General features: G+C 66.4%; 18 protein-coding genes. 13 read left to right on the forward strand and 5 right to left on the reverse strand.

What is annotated here, in order from left to right:
• Nucleotides 1-156 precede the first annotated feature (156 nt).
• Together AB0C34_RS13595 and AB0C34_RS13600 are read right to left on the reverse strand one after the other, a co-directional pair.
• Entirely contained in the window at nt 157-1179 is a 1023-nt protein-coding gene (locus tag AB0C34_RS13595; protein ID WP_357071054.1) for a hypothetical protein, read from the reverse strand.
• A 112-nt stretch (nt 1180-1291) separates the two neighbouring features.
• A complete protein-coding gene (locus AB0C34_RS13600; protein WP_357071057.1) occupies nt 1292-1621 on the reverse strand; it encodes a hypothetical protein in 330 nt (109 codons plus the stop codon).
• A gap of 701 nt (nt 1622-2322) precedes the next feature.
• Between AB0C34_RS13600 and AB0C34_RS13605 the strand changes: the two genes are divergently transcribed.
• The 3 genes from AB0C34_RS13605 (at nt 2323) to AB0C34_RS13615 (ending at nt 4572) form a co-directional block, all read left to right on the forward strand.
• Nucleotides 2323-2976, forward strand: a complete 654-nt coding sequence (locus AB0C34_RS13605) for a recombinase family protein (protein WP_357071060.1) — start codon at nt 2323-2325, stop codon at nt 2974-2976.
• Nucleotides 2973-3113 carry a hypothetical protein gene (locus AB0C34_RS13610; protein ID WP_357071063.1) on the forward strand — a complete coding sequence of 47 codons (141 nt, stop codon included), beginning with the start codon at nt 2973-2975 and terminating at the stop codon, nt 3111-3113. Before AB0C34_RS13605 ends, AB0C34_RS13610 begins: the two co-directional genes overlap by 4 nt.
• Nucleotides 3114-3333: 220 nt before the next feature.
• A complete protein-coding gene (locus AB0C34_RS13615) occupies nt 3334-4572 on the forward strand; it encodes a helix-turn-helix domain-containing protein (protein WP_357071066.1) in 1239 nt (412 codons plus the stop codon).
• A 91-nt stretch (nt 4573-4663) separates the two neighbouring features.
• Here the strand turns inward: AB0C34_RS13615 and AB0C34_RS13620 are convergent, their stop codons facing one another.
• Nucleotides 4664-6190, reverse strand: a complete 1527-nt coding sequence (locus AB0C34_RS13620) for an aldehyde dehydrogenase family protein (protein WP_357071382.1) — start codon at nt 6188-6190, stop codon at nt 4664-4666.
• A gap of 364 nt (nt 6191-6554) precedes the next feature.
• On the opposite strand from AB0C34_RS13620, the gene AB0C34_RS13625 reads away from it, so the two are divergent.
• The 3 genes from AB0C34_RS13625 to AB0C34_RS13635 are packed head-to-tail and all read left to right on the forward strand — an operon-like array spanning nt 6555 to nt 9225.
• Nucleotides 6555-7538 carry an ATP-binding cassette domain-containing protein gene (locus AB0C34_RS13625; RefSeq protein ID WP_357071068.1) on the forward strand — a complete coding sequence of 328 codons (984 nt, stop codon included), beginning with the start codon at nt 6555-6557 and terminating at the stop codon, nt 7536-7538.
• Nucleotides 7539-7570: 32 nt separating this feature from the next.
• On the forward strand, nt 7571-8359 hold the full coding sequence (locus tag AB0C34_RS13630; protein ID WP_357071385.1) for an ABC transporter permease: 789 nt from the start codon (nt 7571-7573) through the stop codon (nt 8357-8359).
• Nucleotides 8356-9225, forward strand: coding sequence for an ABC transporter permease (locus AB0C34_RS13635; protein WP_357071071.1), 870 nt, complete (start codon nt 8356-8358; stop codon nt 9223-9225). The genes AB0C34_RS13630 and AB0C34_RS13635 overlap by 4 nt, the downstream gene beginning before the upstream one ends.
• On the opposite strand, the gene AB0C34_RS13640 is transcribed toward AB0C34_RS13635, so the two are convergent.
• The gene (locus AB0C34_RS13640; RefSeq protein WP_357071074.1) at nt 9195-10385 is read right to left on the reverse strand and encodes a lycopene cyclase family protein; all 1191 of its coding nucleotides are present in this window, start codon (nt 10383-10385) and stop codon (nt 9195-9197) included. The two genes, AB0C34_RS13635 and AB0C34_RS13640, sit on opposite strands and share 31 nt — an antisense overlap.
• A gap of 392 nt (nt 10386-10777) precedes the next feature.
• On the opposite strand from AB0C34_RS13640, the gene AB0C34_RS13645 reads away from it, so the two are divergent.
• Nucleotides 10778-11614 (forward strand): alpha/beta hydrolase family protein, encoded by an 837-nt coding sequence (locus AB0C34_RS13645; RefSeq protein WP_357071077.1) that lies wholly within the window; start codon nt 10778-10780, stop codon nt 11612-11614.
• 1 nt (nt 11615) lies between these two features.
• Nucleotides 11616-12551, forward strand: coding sequence for an alpha/beta fold hydrolase (locus tag AB0C34_RS13650; protein ID WP_357071080.1), 936 nt, complete (start codon nt 11616-11618; stop codon nt 12549-12551).
• 108 nt (nt 12552-12659) lie between these two features.
• Here AB0C34_RS13650 and AB0C34_RS13655 read toward each other — a convergent pair whose 3' ends face one another.
• Nucleotides 12660-13136, reverse strand: a complete 477-nt coding sequence (locus AB0C34_RS13655; protein WP_357071083.1) for a hotdog fold domain-containing protein — start codon at nt 13134-13136, stop codon at nt 12660-12662.
• A 573-nt stretch (nt 13137-13709) separates the two neighbouring features.
• Between AB0C34_RS13655 and rpsJ the strand changes: the two genes are divergently transcribed.
• The 5 genes from rpsJ to rplB are packed head-to-tail and all read left to right on the forward strand — an operon-like array spanning nt 13710 to nt 16553.
• Nucleotides 13710-14015 carry a 30S ribosomal protein S10 gene (gene rpsJ / locus AB0C34_RS13660; protein WP_003938093.1) on the forward strand — a complete coding sequence of 102 codons (306 nt, stop codon included), beginning with the start codon at nt 13710-13712 and terminating at the stop codon, nt 14013-14015.
• Between the two features lie 14 nt (nt 14016-14029).
• Entirely contained in the window at nt 14030-14695 is a 666-nt protein-coding gene (rplC, locus tag AB0C34_RS13665; protein ID WP_357071086.1) for a 50S ribosomal protein L3, read from the forward strand.
• A complete protein-coding gene (gene rplD, locus AB0C34_RS13670) occupies nt 14692-15381 on the forward strand; it encodes a 50S ribosomal protein L4 (RefSeq protein ID WP_357071089.1) in 690 nt (229 codons plus the stop codon). Before rplC ends, rplD begins: the two co-directional genes overlap by 4 nt.
• Nucleotides 15378-15683, forward strand: a complete 306-nt coding sequence (gene rplW, locus AB0C34_RS13675) for a 50S ribosomal protein L23 (protein ID WP_357071093.1) — start codon at nt 15378-15380, stop codon at nt 15681-15683. Before rplD ends, rplW begins: the two co-directional genes overlap by 4 nt.
• 33 nt (nt 15684-15716) lie before the next feature.
• Complete coding sequence (gene rplB, locus AB0C34_RS13680) at nt 15717-16553, forward strand: 50S ribosomal protein L2 (RefSeq protein ID WP_357071096.1); 837 nt, start codon at nt 15717-15719, stop codon at nt 16551-16553.
• The last annotated feature ends 12 nt before the right edge of the window (nt 16554-16565 follow it).

Here is a 16565-nt window from a genome sequence, read left to right on the forward strand (position 1 = left end):
GGTGCTCTGCCGTCTCGGGGGTACGGATCGGGTATGCTCGCCTCCCGTCCGAAGCCGTGCATCGTGATTCGCGCAGGGCGTCACTTCACTCCAGGCCGACAAGTCAGCCTCCCCTTGCATCAGTCATCGGGGGCGGCCTCGCATTGGTGTCATTCCTTACTCCCGTTGCGGGGCTGTGGCGACGTGGTCGATCAGCTGGTCTGCGCGCCATCGGTAGTGGTGCGCGCAGACCGCGGCGGCGGCGTCGGCGGCATCACGAATCTGCTCGAGGGCGGCGGCGTCCCGCAGATCGGGTGGACGCTTGTTGCTTTCCGCTTCGAGTGCTCGTTCGGCTGCCTGCCGGAGCGGCCCCAACATGGTCTTGAACGACGCGTCGGCTGCGGCCCGAACGGTCTCGCTCGCATAATGTGCCGACTGGGCGAAGGCTTCGGTTTCGATGTAGGCGGTCTGGTAAGCCTCCGCGTCTACCTCCGGCATCGTTGCCGCGGACCGTATTGCCGCAATCTGCACCTGCATCGGGACGAGGTCGTGGGCGAAGGCGACTGCAGCCAGGTTTGCGGTGCGCGCGGCGCATGCTGGGGGACCTGCCTGCTCGCTGGCATCAGCAAGTGCAGCAGCCTGGGCTGCGGCTTGTGCCGCGGTCGCCCACTCCGCGGGCGCGGGGTCGTCACCGGCGAGTGCCCGTCGATACAGGTCGATCACACGGTTCACCGCGCGGTGTTGGATGGAACCGTCCGGGGTGTGTCGCAGCACCCCTTCTCGCGGGTCGGCCAGCAACTTGAGCATCCATTGCGCACCAACCGAATCCAGGTCCGCACCTACCGGGATGGCCTCGATCGCGGCGACGGCGAACCTCCCGGCCTCGCGTGCCGGAAGACGCTCGAAGCAGCGATCCATCAAACCGCCGACCACCCGTGGAATACCCCACAGACGAGCGCTCTCGTCCAGCCAAAATATCGTCGCTCTCGCTGCCAGCACCACCGATACCGATACACCCCGCTCCTCGACCAGCCGCTGTGCGCACAAGCAGACATGTAGCCCCCCGCCGATCCGACCGTCCTGGAGTACCTGCCCCCCTTGCCGGAACCCGGCGTAGGCGGCGATACGCTGCATCTGCTCCACCGCCATGGCTTTCAGTTGCGGCTGGTTGTGCCATGCCATGAGCGTCCTCGACGTCACCGTTTCACCCTCCTACTGCTATCAGCCGACCACACGTCCCGCATCCTTAGGCATATACGGCGGCCGTCACTGGCACGCATGCCCACAGGCATGTATCCCACCATCCGCGCGGCTACCAGGGCCCCCGCCCGAAGAAGATCTCCCTCGGTGTCCTGGAGGGTGGGTTGACGAAGGGTTCCAGCTCATTGATGCTGGTGATCTGGACTGCATCCGTCGTCATCGGGTCCCAAGCCCCGGTGACCGGGTCCACCGTGAATTCGTGTTTCGGAGCCGGCCAGAACGAGTACACCTCGGGAGATCCGTCCAGGGCTGTACGCCCAGTGGCCACCGTCACGTGAGCAGCATGCCCCCACATGACCACATCGCCGCGCTGCGGCTGCAGGCCGGCAGGGTCACCGGGGGTGTAGCGCGACACCCCGTGTGGACAGAGCTCCCGCTGCATCGGCATGTTAATTGGCCCCTCACCAGTCCGTCTGAACTCGGCGAGGGGCGCATACATCCTGCGAAGCTCGGCGTGGGTGATCACATTCTTTCGGGCTCCGGCCCACAGCGGCATTTCCCAACAATTCAAACCAGAGTCCGGGCCTAGCTCTGGGAGAGGTCCTTCGGTCGGTGAGCGCATCCAAGCCTCGAATTCCCGGCGCGGCGACTCCGCAGTCTGAGGAGTCTCCCATCTTGCTTGGACACCCGACGAGTGGAGTCTCTCGAGTTCGTCCGCAACGATCAGTGGGGCGTCCCGCTGATCCTGGGGGTGTGCTTCGTGGCCAGGGAGATGCCCAGGGGTTGTGGGCTGTTCTCCTCCACCGTGACCGGCCCGGTCTGCGCCATCCATGGCGTGTTTCAGCTGTTCGGCACCCGACACGTCGGCGTCACCCGCCCCGCGGTTGACAGCCCTAAGACCATCCGCACCTATCGGGCCTCTGTAGGTCTCGGAGAACTGCTCAGCGATGCGTGGAATCTGGCGGCTGCGCAATCCATCGGCTATGGCCTGGACCAGCCGTACCAGCCGATTCTCCGACAACCGCCCTCGCGCCTTGCTACCTCGTGCACGGCCGGTGCTGACACTGCGTGCCTGGTTTGGGGACCAGCCCTCCACTCCTCGAAAGGATTCAACGGTATTTCTCCGCCTTCGCGCTGGGCTGCGTGCAGGTTCCCAGCCCTGGTGAGTGTGAGCGTGGCCAGCTGTCCCCGGGGGAGCGGCAACGCTCGGGCCCAACGCAAACGGTCGTCTGCGATAGACCACCGCCCAGCCTCACGCCGACTGATGTTTCCCCAGGACAGAACCCACCAGAACCCACCACACAATCAACCCCGCGAAACCCTGCCCTGTCGGCGGTTCCGATAGGTTCCGGCGGCAGGGGACACAAGATCGGCTACGCGCGGGTCTCCACCGCAGACCAGAACCCTCAGGCACAGCTGGACGCCCTGGCCGCCGAGGGCTGCCTGAAGGTCTATGTCGACCACGCCTCCGGCACCAAAGCCGACCGGCCGAAATGGCAGGCGTGTCTGGACGACCTGCGCCCCGGGGACACCCTGATCGTCTGGAAGATCGACCGCCTCGGCCGCAACCTGCGCGACCTCATCGACATCGTCACCACCCTCCAACAGCGCAAGGTCGGGGTGCGCTCGCTGACCAACGGCATCGTGGACAACACCACCGCCCACGGCAAGCTCGTGTTCGGCATGTTCGCTCTGATGGCCGAATACGAAGCCGCCCTCGTCCAAGAGCGCACCCGGGCCAGGCTTGCGGCCCGCCAGGGCAAGGGGGCGTACAGGCGGGCCGCAAACCCAAGATGACCCCAACGCTGATCGACAAAGCCCAGCGCATGTACGACTCCAAGTCCTTCACCATGGCCGAGATCGCTCAATCCTGCGGCGTCACACCCATGACCATCTACCGCAACATCCACGTCGATACCCCCACCAGCCACTGACCAGGGTGCAGAAGACTCCGACCAATTCGCACACACGGAAACCGGCGCTATGGTTACGCGCACCCGCGGCCCCTTTCTGGCGTATTCGGTTCCCACCCCTACCCAGGTCATTCGACGGATGTCGGGCTGTGAATAGTGGTTAACTATGCGAATTGTGGTTAACTTAGGTTTCATGTCGGGCACTGTCAACCACCAGTGTCGCCGGAGAACGGAGAGGTGCATGGTCGCCGAACGCAGCGAGATCGATCTCGCTCCCGCGCGGCCCGACCGGGGGAGTAGGGCAGGCGCCACAGCGGCCTCGTCGGCGCGACGTCGTCCGAAGGATCGCAAGGTGCAGATCATCAGGGCGGCCGCGCGAGCGTTCAGCGAACGCGGGTACTACCCGGTCGGTGTGGACGAGATCGCCGCCGAGGTGGGCATTTCCGGTCCGGCGCTGTATCGGCATTTCACCAACAAGTACGCGCTGTTGGTCGCGGCGGCCGAGGAGGGCGCTCGCCATCTGCTGAATGTCGCGGTAGCCGCCGATGACGAGCGGCTCGACCCGAAAGGCCGCTTGGACCGGTTGATCCGCGCCATCGGCGAACACACCATCGAGATCCGCCGTGAGGCCGGCCTCTATCGCTGGGAACGCCGCTATCTCGAGCCTGCCGACCGGACCCGGATCAAGAAGATCTACGACGATCTGAACAACACCCTCGCGACGCCGATCGCGCAATTACGGCCGGCCGCGCCACCCGCCGACGTGGCCATGCTCGCCGCAGGCGTGCTCAGCGCGATCGCCAGCATCTCCGCGCATCGCACCGCGCTGTCGAGCACCAAGTTGCTTCCGCTGCAACATGATATGACCTGGGCCATTCTGCGCGCCGAGCTGCCCGCCGCGCCTGCGGAACCGGACACCGAGCCGTCCGTACGGGGCATCCCGGTGACCTCGAAGCGCGAGCAGCTGCTCACCGAGGCGATCCGGATCTTCGGCAGGCAGGGCTACCACGAGGCGAGTATCGAGGAGATCGGCGCGGCCGTCGGCATCAACGCCTCCAGCGTGTACCGATACTTCGCGAGCAAAGCCGACCTGCTTGCCGCCGCCTTCTACCGCACCGGTGACCGGCTGGCCATCGCGATCACCGAGGCGTTGGCCGAGGCGACCAGCAAGCAGGACGCGGCGCGGCGCATTGCCGACCGTTACGCCAAGCTCAGCTTCGCCATGCCGGAGATCATGCCGGTCTACTACGCCGAATTCAGCAACCTGCCGCAGGCCGAGCAGCACAAACTGCGTGCCATCCAGCGGCAGAACGTGCTGGAGTGGGCCAACCTGCTCGACGGCGATCCGGTCGAGGCGCGCTTTCGGGTGCACGCCGCCATCGGCCAGGTGATCGACGTCGGCAGGCTGATCCGATTCGATTCCCGTCCCGCGCACGTGGCGCGGGTCACGGCACTGATGGACGCGGTACTGCTGGGCTGAGTCGGCGCCGTTTCTGGCATGAGCGGGGGCCCTGCGTGGTTACGCTTGCGCTCCCGCCTCCGGGCCCTGACCGCTCATGCCGGTGCAGCCCTCAGGCGCGGCGCCCGTGCCGGACCTGGAAGATCGTCCTGGCCAGCCGCAGATGCCGCGGGTGGCGGTCGAATGTGGACAGGCTCACGGGGGCTCGGTAACGCTTCCGTGCGATGGCGAGAGTCCGGCTGAACTCGCGTAGCCCCTGGTCGCCGTGGCTGTGGCCGTGCCCGTACTCGCCGACGCCACCGAAAGGCAGTGCGGGGATACCCGCGTGGGCCGTGGCGGAGTTGATGGTCACCACCCCGACCCGCAGTTGTTCGGCGAATGCCTCGATGTCGTGCACATCCCTGGTGAACACCGACACCGCGACATCGGAGCCGACCGCGTTGATCCGCTCGGCGGCGTCGTCCATACTCGCCACCTTGTTCACGATGAGCACCGGGCCGATCCCCTCGCCGGTGACCGCGATACTCGCCTCGGGCACCTCGGCGAGCACGATCGGCGCGATATAGGGCTCACGGATGGAATCCAGCCCGCCGACCACCGTGCGCCCGCCGCTGGCCACCGCGTCGCGTACTTGCCTGCGCACCAGGTCGATCTGGGACTCCATGGTCATCGGACCGTACGAAGCCTTCCGGTCCGCGCCCGGCCGCAGCTTGCGGGTCTGGTCCACCACCAGTTTCAGGAACCGGTCGTAGACCGACTCGGCGACGTAGGCGCGGTGAATGCCGGTGGCATTCTGGCCGGAGTTGGCCATCGCGCCGAACACCGCGGCCGCCGCGGCGTCGTCGAGTTTCGCGTCCACGTGCACGACCAAGCAACCCTTGCCGCCGCGCTCCACGACAACCGGCGTCATGGTCTGCGCGCACAAGGCGATCACCTCGCGCGCACCCGCTTCCGATCCCGCGTAGGCGATCTTGTCGACCTTGGCGCGACACAGCGCTGCGCCGGTCGCGGTGTCACCGGTCACCGCCTGCAGCACCGGCTGATTCGGCGCGAGTCCGGCCCAACTGTCGGCCAGCCACACCCCGACGCCGGTGGTCAACTCATGCGGTTTGAACACCACGGCGTTGCCCGCCGCCATCGCGTAGGCGATCGAGCCCATCGGGGTGAATACCGGGTTGTTCCACGGTCCGAGCACGCCGACGACGCCGAGCGGCAGATAGCCGACCGAAGCCAACTGGTTGCGGGACAGCCAGGTCGAGCCGAGTCGTCGCCGGCCGAGCGCGCGGTTCGCATTGCGCGCGGCCCAGTCCAGATTTTCCACCGCGAGCATCACCTCGATCGCGGCGTCCGCTTCCGGTTTACCGGTCTCCGCGGACACGATGTCGATCAACTCGCCCGAGCGTCGGACGATGTCGCGCTTCCAGTCCAGCAGCCAGCGCTTGCGGGTGCTGAATCCCAGTTCCGCCCACCACTTCTCGGCGGCGCGCGCGGCGCGCACGGCGCGGGTCAGTTCACCGGAATGCATCACGGCATAGCTGCCGACCGCCTCGCCGGTGCGCGGGTCATAGGACGTCAGCACGGTCGATCGGCCCGTCCCTCCCGGCTGCGCCGCCAATCGTGGCTGCGCGGAATCGGCCATGGTCACCTCTCGCAGTGTCGACAACAGCGTGTGGACCGGTCAGCGGGGGGCACCGTCGTGGACGAGTGGGAATAGTCCCCCGCAAGCAGACTATGGGCTGCCGATACGGGCCGACAAGGCCTGGTCGCCGACCTCGTGCCGCCCCTGTGATCGCCCTCACCAGCGTCGACCCTCTGCATGCCGACCGAAAGCGGCAAATGTGAGTAAGCGCACATTTGGCGCGCCATCGGGTGGGTATAGCGCGCGACGAGATGGCCGCGGCGGCCGGGCCGGTAACATCACGCCGAGCGCGACGGATCACCAAGCGGGGCGCAGCCTGCGCTCGGGCGACCTCGTCGCCGCACCGGCCGATAGTGGAGAGTTGATGCCGAGTTCCAACCAAGCAGATTCGCATGCGAGTGAGCCAGCGGTCCGGGTAGCGGACGTCCGCAAGTCATTCGGCGATGTGCATGCACTGCAAGGCGTCAGCTTCGTCGCCGCCCGCGCGTCCGTCCTCGGTGTCCTCGGCCCGAACGGCGCGGGCAAGACGACGATGGTGAAGGTCCTGTCCACCCTGCTTCGCCCCGATTCCGGCACCGCGGTCGTCGCCGGGCACGACGTCGTGCAGGATCCGGCGGGCGTCCGCCGCTCGATCATGATGACCGGGCAATACGCGGCGCTGGACGAGAACCTCTCCGGCCGGGAGAACCTGGAGCTGTTCGGCAGGCTGATGGGCCTCGCCAAGTCCGCGGCCCGTAAGCGCGCCGACACCCTGCTCGAGGAGTTCGACCTGGTGAGCGCGGGCCGCCGCGCGGTGCGGCACTACTCGGGCGGCATGCGCCGTCGCGTCGACATCGCCTGTGGGCTCGTGGTCCGCCCGGAGGTGGTGTTTCTGGACGAACCGACCACCGGCCTCGATCCGCGCAGCCGCCAGGGCGTGTGGGACCTGGTGACCGCGCTCAAGTCGCAGGGCATCACGGTGCTGCTGACCACGCAGTACCTCGAGGAAGCCGACGTGCTCAGCGACAACATCATCGTGATCGACAAGGGCACCGTGATCGCGGAGGGAACCGCCGACGAACTCAAGGAGAAGACCGGCGGGAGCTACTGCGAGGTCGTCCCGTTGGATCCGACCACACTGCGCACCGCCGCCTACGCGCTCGGCGACCTGGTGCCGCCAGCGGTGCTCGCCGACCTCGACGGCGCCGACCGGCTCTCCATTCCGGCGCCCGAGGGCGCGGTCACGCTGACCGAAGCGCTGCGCAGGCTCGACAGCGCGGGCGTGGATCTGGCCGACATCGCCCTGCGTCGCCCCTCCCTGGACGACGTGTTCCTGTCCATCACCGGACACACCGGCGGTCGCGCGTGACCGCTGCGACCGCCTCGGCGAGCACACCGGCCGTGGCGACCCTGTTCGCCGAGCTGCCCGCCGCGCGGCTCTCGTCGTTCGCGCAGTGGCGCGCGTTGACCGGTCGAATCGTCCGAACCATGGTGACCAAAGGCGAGTTGGTCGTCGCGATGGTTACGCCGCTGGTGTTCACGCTCGGCTTCTACCTGCCGCTGCGCTACGTGATGAAGTTCCAGGGCATCGATTACGCCCAATTCGTCATGCCGATCATCGTGTTGCAGACCATGGCCTTCACGATGATGTCCAACGCGCAGGTGGCCGCGTTCGAGGCGATGACCGGGTTGAGCACCCGCATGCAGACCATGCCGATCGGTACGCTCGTCCCGTTCACCTCCCGGATCGCGGCCGGGCTGGTCCGGTCGGTCACCTCGTTGACCGCCGCGCTCGCCTTCGGCCACGTCATCGGATTCCGCTTCGTCGCGGGTCTCGGACAGGCGGTGCTGTTCTGTGGCTTCGCGCTCGCCATCGGTACGGTGCTCGCGATCGGCGCCGACGCGCTCGGCAGTCTGACCAAGAGCCCGGAGTCGCTGAGTCAGGCGCTGACCCTACCGACGTTGATCTTCGGCATGCTTTCCTGCGGGTTCGTGCCCGAACGGAGCTTTCCGATGTGGATTCGGCCGTTTGTCCGTAACCAGCCGATCTCGCAGTTCTCCTTCGCTCTGCGCGATATGGCGGCGGATGGAGTGTCCTGGCAGGTGTTGTGGGTGCCGTTGGCGTGGGTGACCGGACTCGCGGTGGTATTCATCCCGTTGGCGATCTGGGCGAGTGTGAGGCGGTCATGAGTTCTGTGGAGACGACCGTGGCACCCGCCGACAACGTCATCGCGCACCTAGGCCGGTCGTCGCTGCCCGAGGTGGCTGCCCGCGCGGAGAATTCGGTGCGTACCTGGGCCGCGCACAGCCTGATCCAGTGCAGGCGACTGTTGCTGGCGTGGGCGCGCGATCCCGCGACGACGATCCAGACCCTGCTCTATCCGGCGCTTACCCTGCTGATGTTCCGCATCGTGCTCGGCGACTCGATCACGCTGGCGACCGGCAAACCGAGCGTCTACGGAACTGTTCCGCTGATCACTCTGGTCGCGGCGATGTCGGGCGCCGTGGTGAGCGCGCTCGGCTTCAAGGTCGAGAAGATGACCGGGCTGCTCGGCCGGTTCTGGACCATGCCCATCCATCGTGCGGCCGGTGTGACCGGGCGACTGCTCGCCGAGGCGATCCGGGTGCTGACCACCACGTTGTTCGTGCTGTTGGTCGGATTCACCATCGGCTTCCGTTTCGACCAGGGACCGGCGGCGGCGCTGGCCCTGATCGGCATTCCGGTCCTGTTCGGGGTCGCTTTCGCCGTACTGGTCACCGCGCTGGCGACGGTGTCCGAGGGCGTGATGTTGGTGAACATCATCGGGATCGTCAATACGCTGCTGATGTTCTTCAACTCCGGATTCGTCCCGACTTTCGTCTATCCGAGTTGGCTGCAGGGTGTGGTCGGCAACCAGCCGATGAGCTGTGCCATCGACGCCATGCGCGGACTGTCCTACGGCGGTCCGGTGGCGCAGCCGCTGCTGAAGACCCTGGCCTGGACGATCGGGATGATCGTGGTCTTCGCCTACCCCGCGATCCGCGGCTATCGCCGTGCGGCCGAGACCGGCGCCTGACCGAAGTCGTAGTCCTGCCAGCGGCTCCGGTTGGTCCAGCCGACCAGGTCGTAGCGCCAGCGGAATGGCCAGGTGTGTGCGACGGTGTCGAACAGCACGGCGCCGAGCGTGGTGTAGTCGTCGCGCGCGGACAGCAGGGCGTGCCGGCCGCGCGGGGAGGCGGTGAAGAACGCCTCGAACATGGCGACGGATTGTTCGGTGGTGAGTCTGCCCAGCCCGTAGAGGCCGCGCATGCGCATCCAGTACACCAGTCGTGCGCGCCACGGCCACAATTCGGCGATCAGGTCGCGGCCCTGCCGTAGCGCGGTGACCGCGGTGTCGGCCAGGGTGAGGGAGGTGGCGACGCTATAGCCGGTGCACGGGTGCATCATGCCGCCGCGGGAACCGAACGGTATCGCCCTCGCCTCGCGCCTGCGCGGCGGCGGCTGGTCGAGCGGGTAATGCGCGGCCTCACTCGGTTCGGCGCCGGTGAGCTGGATACCGTGCGCGGCGAGGCGGTTGAGCATGCGTCTGCGCAGTTCGTGCTGCGGCATACCGCCGCGCAGACCGAGGCTGGTCTCCTCGAAGATCACTGTGCCGTCGCCGAGCGGTACGGCGTAGAGAAACGATGGCGGCGCGTCCTTGCCAGCGCCGTTCTCCGGCCGCCAGTCCAGGAGCAGGCCCTCGCCCTCGGTGACCATTGGCGCGGCGGTCTCGGCGTCGACGAAGACGCCGTGCGCGCTGGCGGCTCTGCGGCGTCCGAGCGCGGGCAGTCCGCGAGTGTCGACGACCGTGGCCGCGGTATGACCCGTGCCATCGGCCAGTTCTACCTCGTGCGTGTCCACCCGCGTCGCCCGGCCCGCCACGATGGTGGCGTCGTCGAGCGGGAGCGCTTCGCGCAGATTGGGTTTGGACAACACGCAGTAGGGGCGGTCGATGTGGTGCTCGGTGGTCGTCCAGACGGTGGGCGCCACGATCGTGGTCGCGATGACGTCGGAGGGCAGCCAATCCGGCAACTCGTCGGCCCAGCAGGAATAGGTGGGCGACCACAGCCGGTCGGGGCGTGGATCGATCGCGGTCACCGACAGCCCGGCCCGCAGTGCGCGATGGGCCAACGCCCTTCCGGTAGGACCGAGCCCGACCACGCAGATATCGACCTCCCGGACCGTACTGGCACCCATGAGGGCATTCAATCGGCTCGGCCGATGCGAGCGCAACTACCGAGACCGGGCGAGCCCGAATAATTGGGGTCTCGCGCTTCGAGCGCAAGCCGGACAGTCGGCGAAATCCCCTTTCGGCATGCCCCCATAATTGGTGGCCCCGCAACTTCAGTCGTGAGATTGCTTGGGGCGCTCCATATTCTGAGCTCGGAACGTGCTGCGTTCCGTTCTCGAGAAGGGGCATCATGAGGGAAAATAGTCTCCGCCGGCTGGTGCTGTTCGCGGCCACAGTCGGCGCGGTCGCATCTGTGGTCGTTCCGGCGCGGGCACCTGCGGCGCCCGTGGAGACATCTATTGTTTCCGTGCAAGAGCACACCGCGCGGATTCATACTGTAACGGTGCATTCAGCCGCCATGGATCTTGATATTCCAGTGGAGGTGCAACGTGCCGCCGACGTCGGTGCGCCGCGTCCGGTGCTGTATATGCTGCTCGGCGCGGGCGGCGGTGTCGACGGGTCGACCTGGGCCACGAAAACCGATGCGATGAGCTTTCTCGCGGACAAGAACGTGCACGTCATCACGCCGATCGGCGGGATGTTCAGCTACTACGCGGACTGGCAGAAGGACGACGCCAGGCTCGGGCGTCAGAAATGGAAGACCTTCCTGAGCAAGGAACTGCCGCCGCTGATCGACAATTATCTCGGAACCAATGGACGCCACGCGCTCGCGGGATATTCGATGTCGGCGACCACAACGCTTGCGCTGGCCGCGACCACGGGCGATCTCTTTTCCGGCGTCGCAGCCTACAGTGGTTGCGCGCAGACGAGTGATCCGATCGGTCGCGAATTCGTTCGGCTCACCGTCGAGGAATGGGGTCTGGCCGAGCTGGACAATATGTGGGGACCCGAGGGTGACCCGGAGTGGATGGCCAACGATCCCTACGTGCATGCGGAGGGTTTACGCGGAAAAGCGATTTATATTTCCAGTGGTAATGGCATCCCCGGCGTCTACGACCAATATGGCGGGAAATTTTCACTGCCCGGTCCATGGGGCTTCTCTAATCAGCTGGTACTCGGTGGATTGATCGAGGCCGCCACGAATTATTGCGCACACAATATGCGAGCCCGACTCGACAGCCTCGGCATCCCCGCGCACTACAACTTCCGACCGGAGGGCACCCATTCCTGGGGCTACTGGGAGGACGCGCTGAAGGATTCGTGGCCGGTTCTGGCCGCTGCGTTGGGAATATGACATGGGTATTCGCGCATGGTCGGCGCGAATCTGCGGCCTGGTGGTGGCTCTCGCCTGCGCGGCGCTGCTGCCCGTGCCGAGCGCCGTTGCCGTGGTGCAGATTCCGGCAGTGGATGGCGCCAACGAGTGGACCTGTCGTCCTACGGCGGAACGACCGGAGCCGGTGGTACTCGTGCACGGGTCGGGGACCGATGCCACCCGCAGTTTCGCGGTGCTGGCGCCCGCGTTGCGCGCCGAGGGGCACTGCGTGTTCGCCGCGAATCTCGGTGCGGCGCCTGGCGTTGTCGACATGATGACCGGACGGGCCGGTTCCAGTTCGACCGGTGTCGGACCGATCGGCGCTGCGTTGCTCGGGCAAGCCCTCTTCGGCGTGGCCGATATCGACCGGATGGCAGGCGAACTCGCCGATGTCGTGCGGTTGGTGCGAAATGTGACCGGCGCGAGCCGGGTTGCGCTGGTCGGGCACTCCACCGGTGGCACCGTGATTCGTCAGTATCTGGGGACACGAGGCGCGGACGCGACAGCGCAAGTGGTGACGCTCGGGACGCCGTATCGCGGTTCTACCTGGGCCGGGTTGCGCGCCGATTACCCGGACCTGGCTGCGCTCGGCCTGAACGACGATCAGATAGCCGCCCAGGTCTACGGAACTGCGGGACAGCAGCAGATGGTGGGGTCACCACTGCTGAACCGGCTGAACACGGGCGGCGAGACAACGCCCGGTATCCGGTACACGGCCATCGCCTCGCGCGCCGACGACGTGATCACCCCGCAGGACACGGCGTTGCTCGCGGTCCCATCCGACGGCGATCGCAATGTGTGGCTGCAAGACGGCTGTCCCGCCGACGTCGCCGATCACGGCGGCTTGCTCACCGACCCGCGTGCCGCGGCGGCCGTACTCGCGGCGCTCGTCGACGACACCCGACCCCTTCCGTGCTGACCTGCCCGTCCCGGACGGCTCCGAGCGGGACGGGACATGGCCGCCGCGGTGGGACCGGCCTGTCGAGTCGAACGCCGGTCACCGACCGGTCCGCGGCCGCAACCGCGACTACGCGGGTGTCACCCAGGTGGTGATATCGGCGTGCACGACCTCCAGGCCGTGCTTGTCGTAGATCGACACCGGCACAATCAGTTCGTGGCCTTCGGTGATGGTCGCGAAGTCGGGGACCTCGGGCAGTTTCGCCACCGCGCGTAGTCCGGTCTCGGCCTTGGCCAGGTACTGCACCTGCATAGCTTTCGGGATCCACCGATGTGTCGCGGGAACGGTCGCTTCGCTGAGCATGCCCATCGCCACCTCGGCCAGGTTGCATGCCGCTATCGCGTGGAAGGTGTGCAGATGGTTGTAGATGCCGAACCACTTCGGCGAGGTCACCTCACACAGGCCCGGTTCGAGTCGGATCACGTTCGGCAGCACCGTGCCGAAATACGGCACCCTGGCCACCATCCCCAGCGAGAACAGGAGGTGGCCCAGCCGATTGTCCGGCAGCTTCTTCCAGCTGCGATACGTGGCGGTCTCCGTCGTCATGACCGCTATATTACTTGTAAGTAAGTTGCAGTCGAGAACTCGCGCGCGGTCCGGTTCCGTCGCATGTTGCCGCAGGCCGCGGCGCTGCCGAACCGAACGCAGCACCTGATTTGAAGTGTAGGAGTGCGTCGGGCATACTGTTCGGGTTGCCTTGAACCGGGCCGTGCTTGTTTCGTGTGAAACGGGTTGTGGTCGGGCTAGGCGAGCAGTTTCCAATCGTGTACCTCACCGGGTTTCCGGTGTGGGTACGTCCGGGACAGTGTTCCAGGCCTGATGGTGAAATCTATCCATGGCCGAGGAATGAGCGGACGGGCGACACGCCCGACCGCGTGGACCGGAGAACCATGACAGATGAACAGCGGCGAGGATCGGGCGTGCCCGGTCGCGTTCTCGACTGTGTTGGATAGTGCCCGATCGGGGCTCTGCGGGTTACGCAGGCTGCCGCCTCCGGGCCCTGACCTCTCGGGCAGAGACGTCTTCGTGTGTTCGGGCTGTGCAAATTGAGGGTGGTCCAGAAAGTTGGCGCAGCCAGCTTCCGGGCCACGAAGGAAAGCGGAGAAAAGGACACTTAGCGTGGCGGGACAAAAGATCCGCATCAGGCTCAAGGCCTATGACCACGAGGCGATCGACGCATCTGCGCGCAAGATCGTGGAGACGGTGACCCGCACCGGGGCACGCGTCGTGGGCCCGGTGCCGTTGCCGACCGAGAAGAACGTGTACTGCGTCATCCGTTCGCCGCACAAGTACAAGGACTCGCGCGAGCACTTCGAGATGCGTACGCACAAGCGGCTTATCGACATCCTCGACCCGACGCCGAAGACGGTGGATGCGCTCATGCGTATCGACCTGCCGGCCAGCGTCGACGTCAACATTCAGTGACGGGGACTCGAGACATGACTGACAACAAGAACAGGCCGGCGGCCGGCATCCTGGGCACCAAGCTCGGCATGACCCAGGTCTTCGACGACAAGAACCGCGTCGTTCCCGTGACCGTCATCAAGGCTGGACCGAACGTCGTTACCCAGATCCGCACCGTGGAGCGCGACGGCTACAGCGCCGTCCAGGTCGCTTTCGGCGCCGTCGACCCGCGCAAGGTGAACAAGCCGGTTTCCGGCCAGTTCGCCAAGGCCGGTGTCACCCCGCGTCGCCACGTCGTCGAGATCCGCGTCGCGGACGCCTCTACCTTCGAGGTCGGCCAGGAGATCAACGCCGACGTGTTCGAAGAGGGCGCCTACGTCGACGTCACCGGCACCAGCAAGGGCAAGGGCTTCGCCGGCACCATGAAGCGCCACGGCTTCCGCGGCCAGGGTGCTTCGCACGGTGCGCAGGCGGTGCACCGTCGTCCGGGTTCCATCGGTGGTTGCGCCACCCCCGGCCGTGTGTTCAAGGGCATGCGCATGTCGGGCCGGATGGGTAACGACCGAGTCACCACGCAGAACCTGTCGGTGCACAAGGTGGACGCCGAGAACGGCCTGCTGCTGATCAAGGGAGCGATCCCGGGTCGCAAGGGCGGCGTCGTGATCGTCAAGAGCGCCGTGAAGGGTGGTGCGCACGCATGAGCAGCTCCGCAGTGAACACGGAGAAGAAGGCCGCAAGCCTCACGCTGCCGGTGAAAGAGATCGGTGGCAAGACCAACGGCACCGTCGAGCTCCCCGCGGAGATCTTCGACGTGACCGCCAATATCGCGTTGATGCATCAGGTCGTCGTCGCGCAACTGGCCGCGGCCCGTCAGGGCACGCACTCGACCAAGACGCGTGGCGAGGTCTCCGGTGGTGGCCGCAAGCCGTACCGGCAGAAGGGCACCGGCCGCGCCCGCCAGGGTTCGACCCGCGCGCCGCAGTTCGCCGGTGGTGGCATCGTGCACGGCCCGCAGCCGCGCGACTACAGCCAGCGCACCCCGAAGAAGATGAAGGCCGCCGCCCTGCGTGGCGCCCTGTCGGACCGGGCCCGCAACGAGCGCATCCACGTGATCACCGAGTTGGTCGCCGGGCAGGCCCCGTCGACCAAGACCGCCAAGACCTTCCTGGCCGAGTTGTCGGATCGCAAGAAGTTCCTGGTCGTCGTCGGACGCGAGGACGTCGCCGCGTGGAAGAGCGTGGCGAACCTGCAGAACGTGCAGCCGATCGCCCCGGATCAGCTCAACACCTACGACGTGCTGAACAGCGACGAAGTGGTGTTCAGCGTGGAGGCTTTGAACACCTTCGTTCACGGTCCAGCCGAGGCGGCACAGGAGGAGAGCAAGTGACCACCATCGCCGACCCCCGCGACATCCTGCTGGCGCCGGTCATCTCGGAGAAGTCCTACGGATTGATCGAGGAAGGCACCTACACCTTCCTGGTGCGCCCGGACTCGAACAAGACGCAGATCAAGATCGCCGTCGAGAAGGTCTTCGGTGTGAAGGTCACCAGCGTCAACACCGCCAACCGTCAGGGCAAGCGCAAGCGGACCCGCTTCGGTTACGGCAAGCGCAAGGACACCAAGCGTGCGCTCGTGACCATCTCGGCCGACAGCAAGCCCATCGAGATCTTCGGAGGCCCGGTCGCGTAAGCGTCTGGGAATCCAGAAAGTAGAGAAGAACTCATGGCAATTCGTAAGTACAAGCCGACAACGCCGGGCCGTCGTGGCGCCAGCGTCTCGGACTTCGCCGAGATCACCCGGTCGACACCGGAGAAGTCGCTGCTGCGTCCGCTGTCCAAGAGCGGTGGTCGTAACGCGCACGGCCGCATCACCACCCGGCATCGCGGTGGCGGGCACAAGCGGGCCTACCGTGTCATCGACTTCCGTCGCCTGGACAAGGACGGCATCCCGGCCAAGGTCGCGCACATCGAGTACGACCCGAACCGGACCGCGAACATCGCGCTGCTGCACTACAAGGACGGCGAGAAGCGCTACATCATCGCGCCGAAGGGCATCCGGCAGGGCACCCCGATCGAGTCCGGCCCCACGGCCGACATCAAGCCGGGCAACAACCTGCCGCTGCGCAACATCCCGACCGGTACCACCATCCACAATGTGGAGTTGCGTCCGGGCGGCGGCGCCAAGCTGGCCCGCTCCGCTGGGATGAGCATTCAGCTGCTCGGTAAGGAAGGCCCGTACGCCACGCTGCGTATGCCCTCCGGTGAAATCCGCCGCGTCGACGTGCGTTGCCGCGCCACCGTCGGCGAGGTCGGCAATGCCGAACAGTCGAACATCAACTGGGGTAAGGCCGGCCGCATGCGCTGGAAGGGTCGTCGCCCCACGGTCCGTGGTGTCGTCATGAACCCGGTCGACCACCCGCATGGTGGTGGTGAAGGCAAGACCTCCGGTGGTCGCCACCCGGTCTCGCCGTGGGGTCAGCCGGAAGGCCGTACCCGCAAGCCCAACCGTCCGAGCGACAAGCTCATCGTCCGCCGCCGCAAGACCGGCAAGAAGCGCTGAAGGAGGAGGTAA

It is taken from the genome of Nocardia sp. NPDC049220 (assembly GCF_040647855.1).
Lineage (GTDB): Bacteria > Actinomycetota > Actinomycetes > Mycobacteriales > Mycobacteriaceae > Nocardia.

What these genes read in the sequence shown, in the direction of transcription:
- AB0C34_RS13655 (WP_357071083.1), bottom strand. Translation starts at nt 13,136, where the DNA reads ATGACGACGGAGACCGCCACGTATCGCAGCTGGAAGAAGCTGCCGGAC.
- AB0C34_RS13635 (WP_357071071.1), top strand. Translation starts at nt 8,356, where the DNA reads ATGAGTTCTGTGGAGACGACCGTGGCACCCGCCGACAACGTCATCGCG.
- AB0C34_RS13615 (WP_357071066.1), top strand. Translation starts at nt 3,334, where the DNA reads ATGGTCGCCGAACGCAGCGAGATCGATCTCGCTCCCGCGCGGCCCGAC.
- AB0C34_RS13620 (WP_357071382.1), bottom strand. Translation starts at nt 6,190, where the DNA reads ATGGCCGATTCCGCGCAGCCACGATTGGCGGCGCAGCCGGGAGGGACG.
- AB0C34_RS13625 (WP_357071068.1), top strand. Translation starts at nt 6,555, where the DNA reads ATGCCGAGTTCCAACCAAGCAGATTCGCATGCGAGTGAGCCAGCGGTC.
- AB0C34_RS13650 (WP_357071080.1), top strand. Translation starts at nt 11,616, where the DNA reads ATGGGTATTCGCGCATGGTCGGCGCGAATCTGCGGCCTGGTGGTGGCT.
- AB0C34_RS13640 (WP_357071074.1), bottom strand. Translation starts at nt 10,385, where the DNA reads ATGGGTGCCAGTACGGTCCGGGAGGTCGATATCTGCGTGGTCGGGCTC.
- AB0C34_RS13600 (WP_357071057.1), bottom strand. Translation starts at nt 1,621, where the DNA reads ATGCAGCGGGAGCTCTGTCCACACGGGGTGTCGCGCTACACCCCCGGT.
- rplB (WP_357071096.1), top strand. Translation starts at nt 15,717, where the DNA reads ATGGCAATTCGTAAGTACAAGCCGACAACGCCGGGCCGTCGTGGCGCC.
- rplC (WP_357071086.1), top strand. Translation starts at nt 14,030, where the DNA reads ATGACTGACAACAAGAACAGGCCGGCGGCCGGCATCCTGGGCACCAAG.
- AB0C34_RS13645 (WP_357071077.1), top strand. Translation starts at nt 10,778, where the DNA reads ATGGATCTTGATATTCCAGTGGAGGTGCAACGTGCCGCCGACGTCGGT.
- rplD (WP_357071089.1), top strand. Translation starts at nt 14,692, where the DNA reads ATGAGCAGCTCCGCAGTGAACACGGAGAAGAAGGCCGCAAGCCTCACG.
- AB0C34_RS13610 (WP_357071063.1), top strand. Translation starts at nt 2,973, where the DNA reads ATGACCCCAACGCTGATCGACAAAGCCCAGCGCATGTACGACTCCAAG.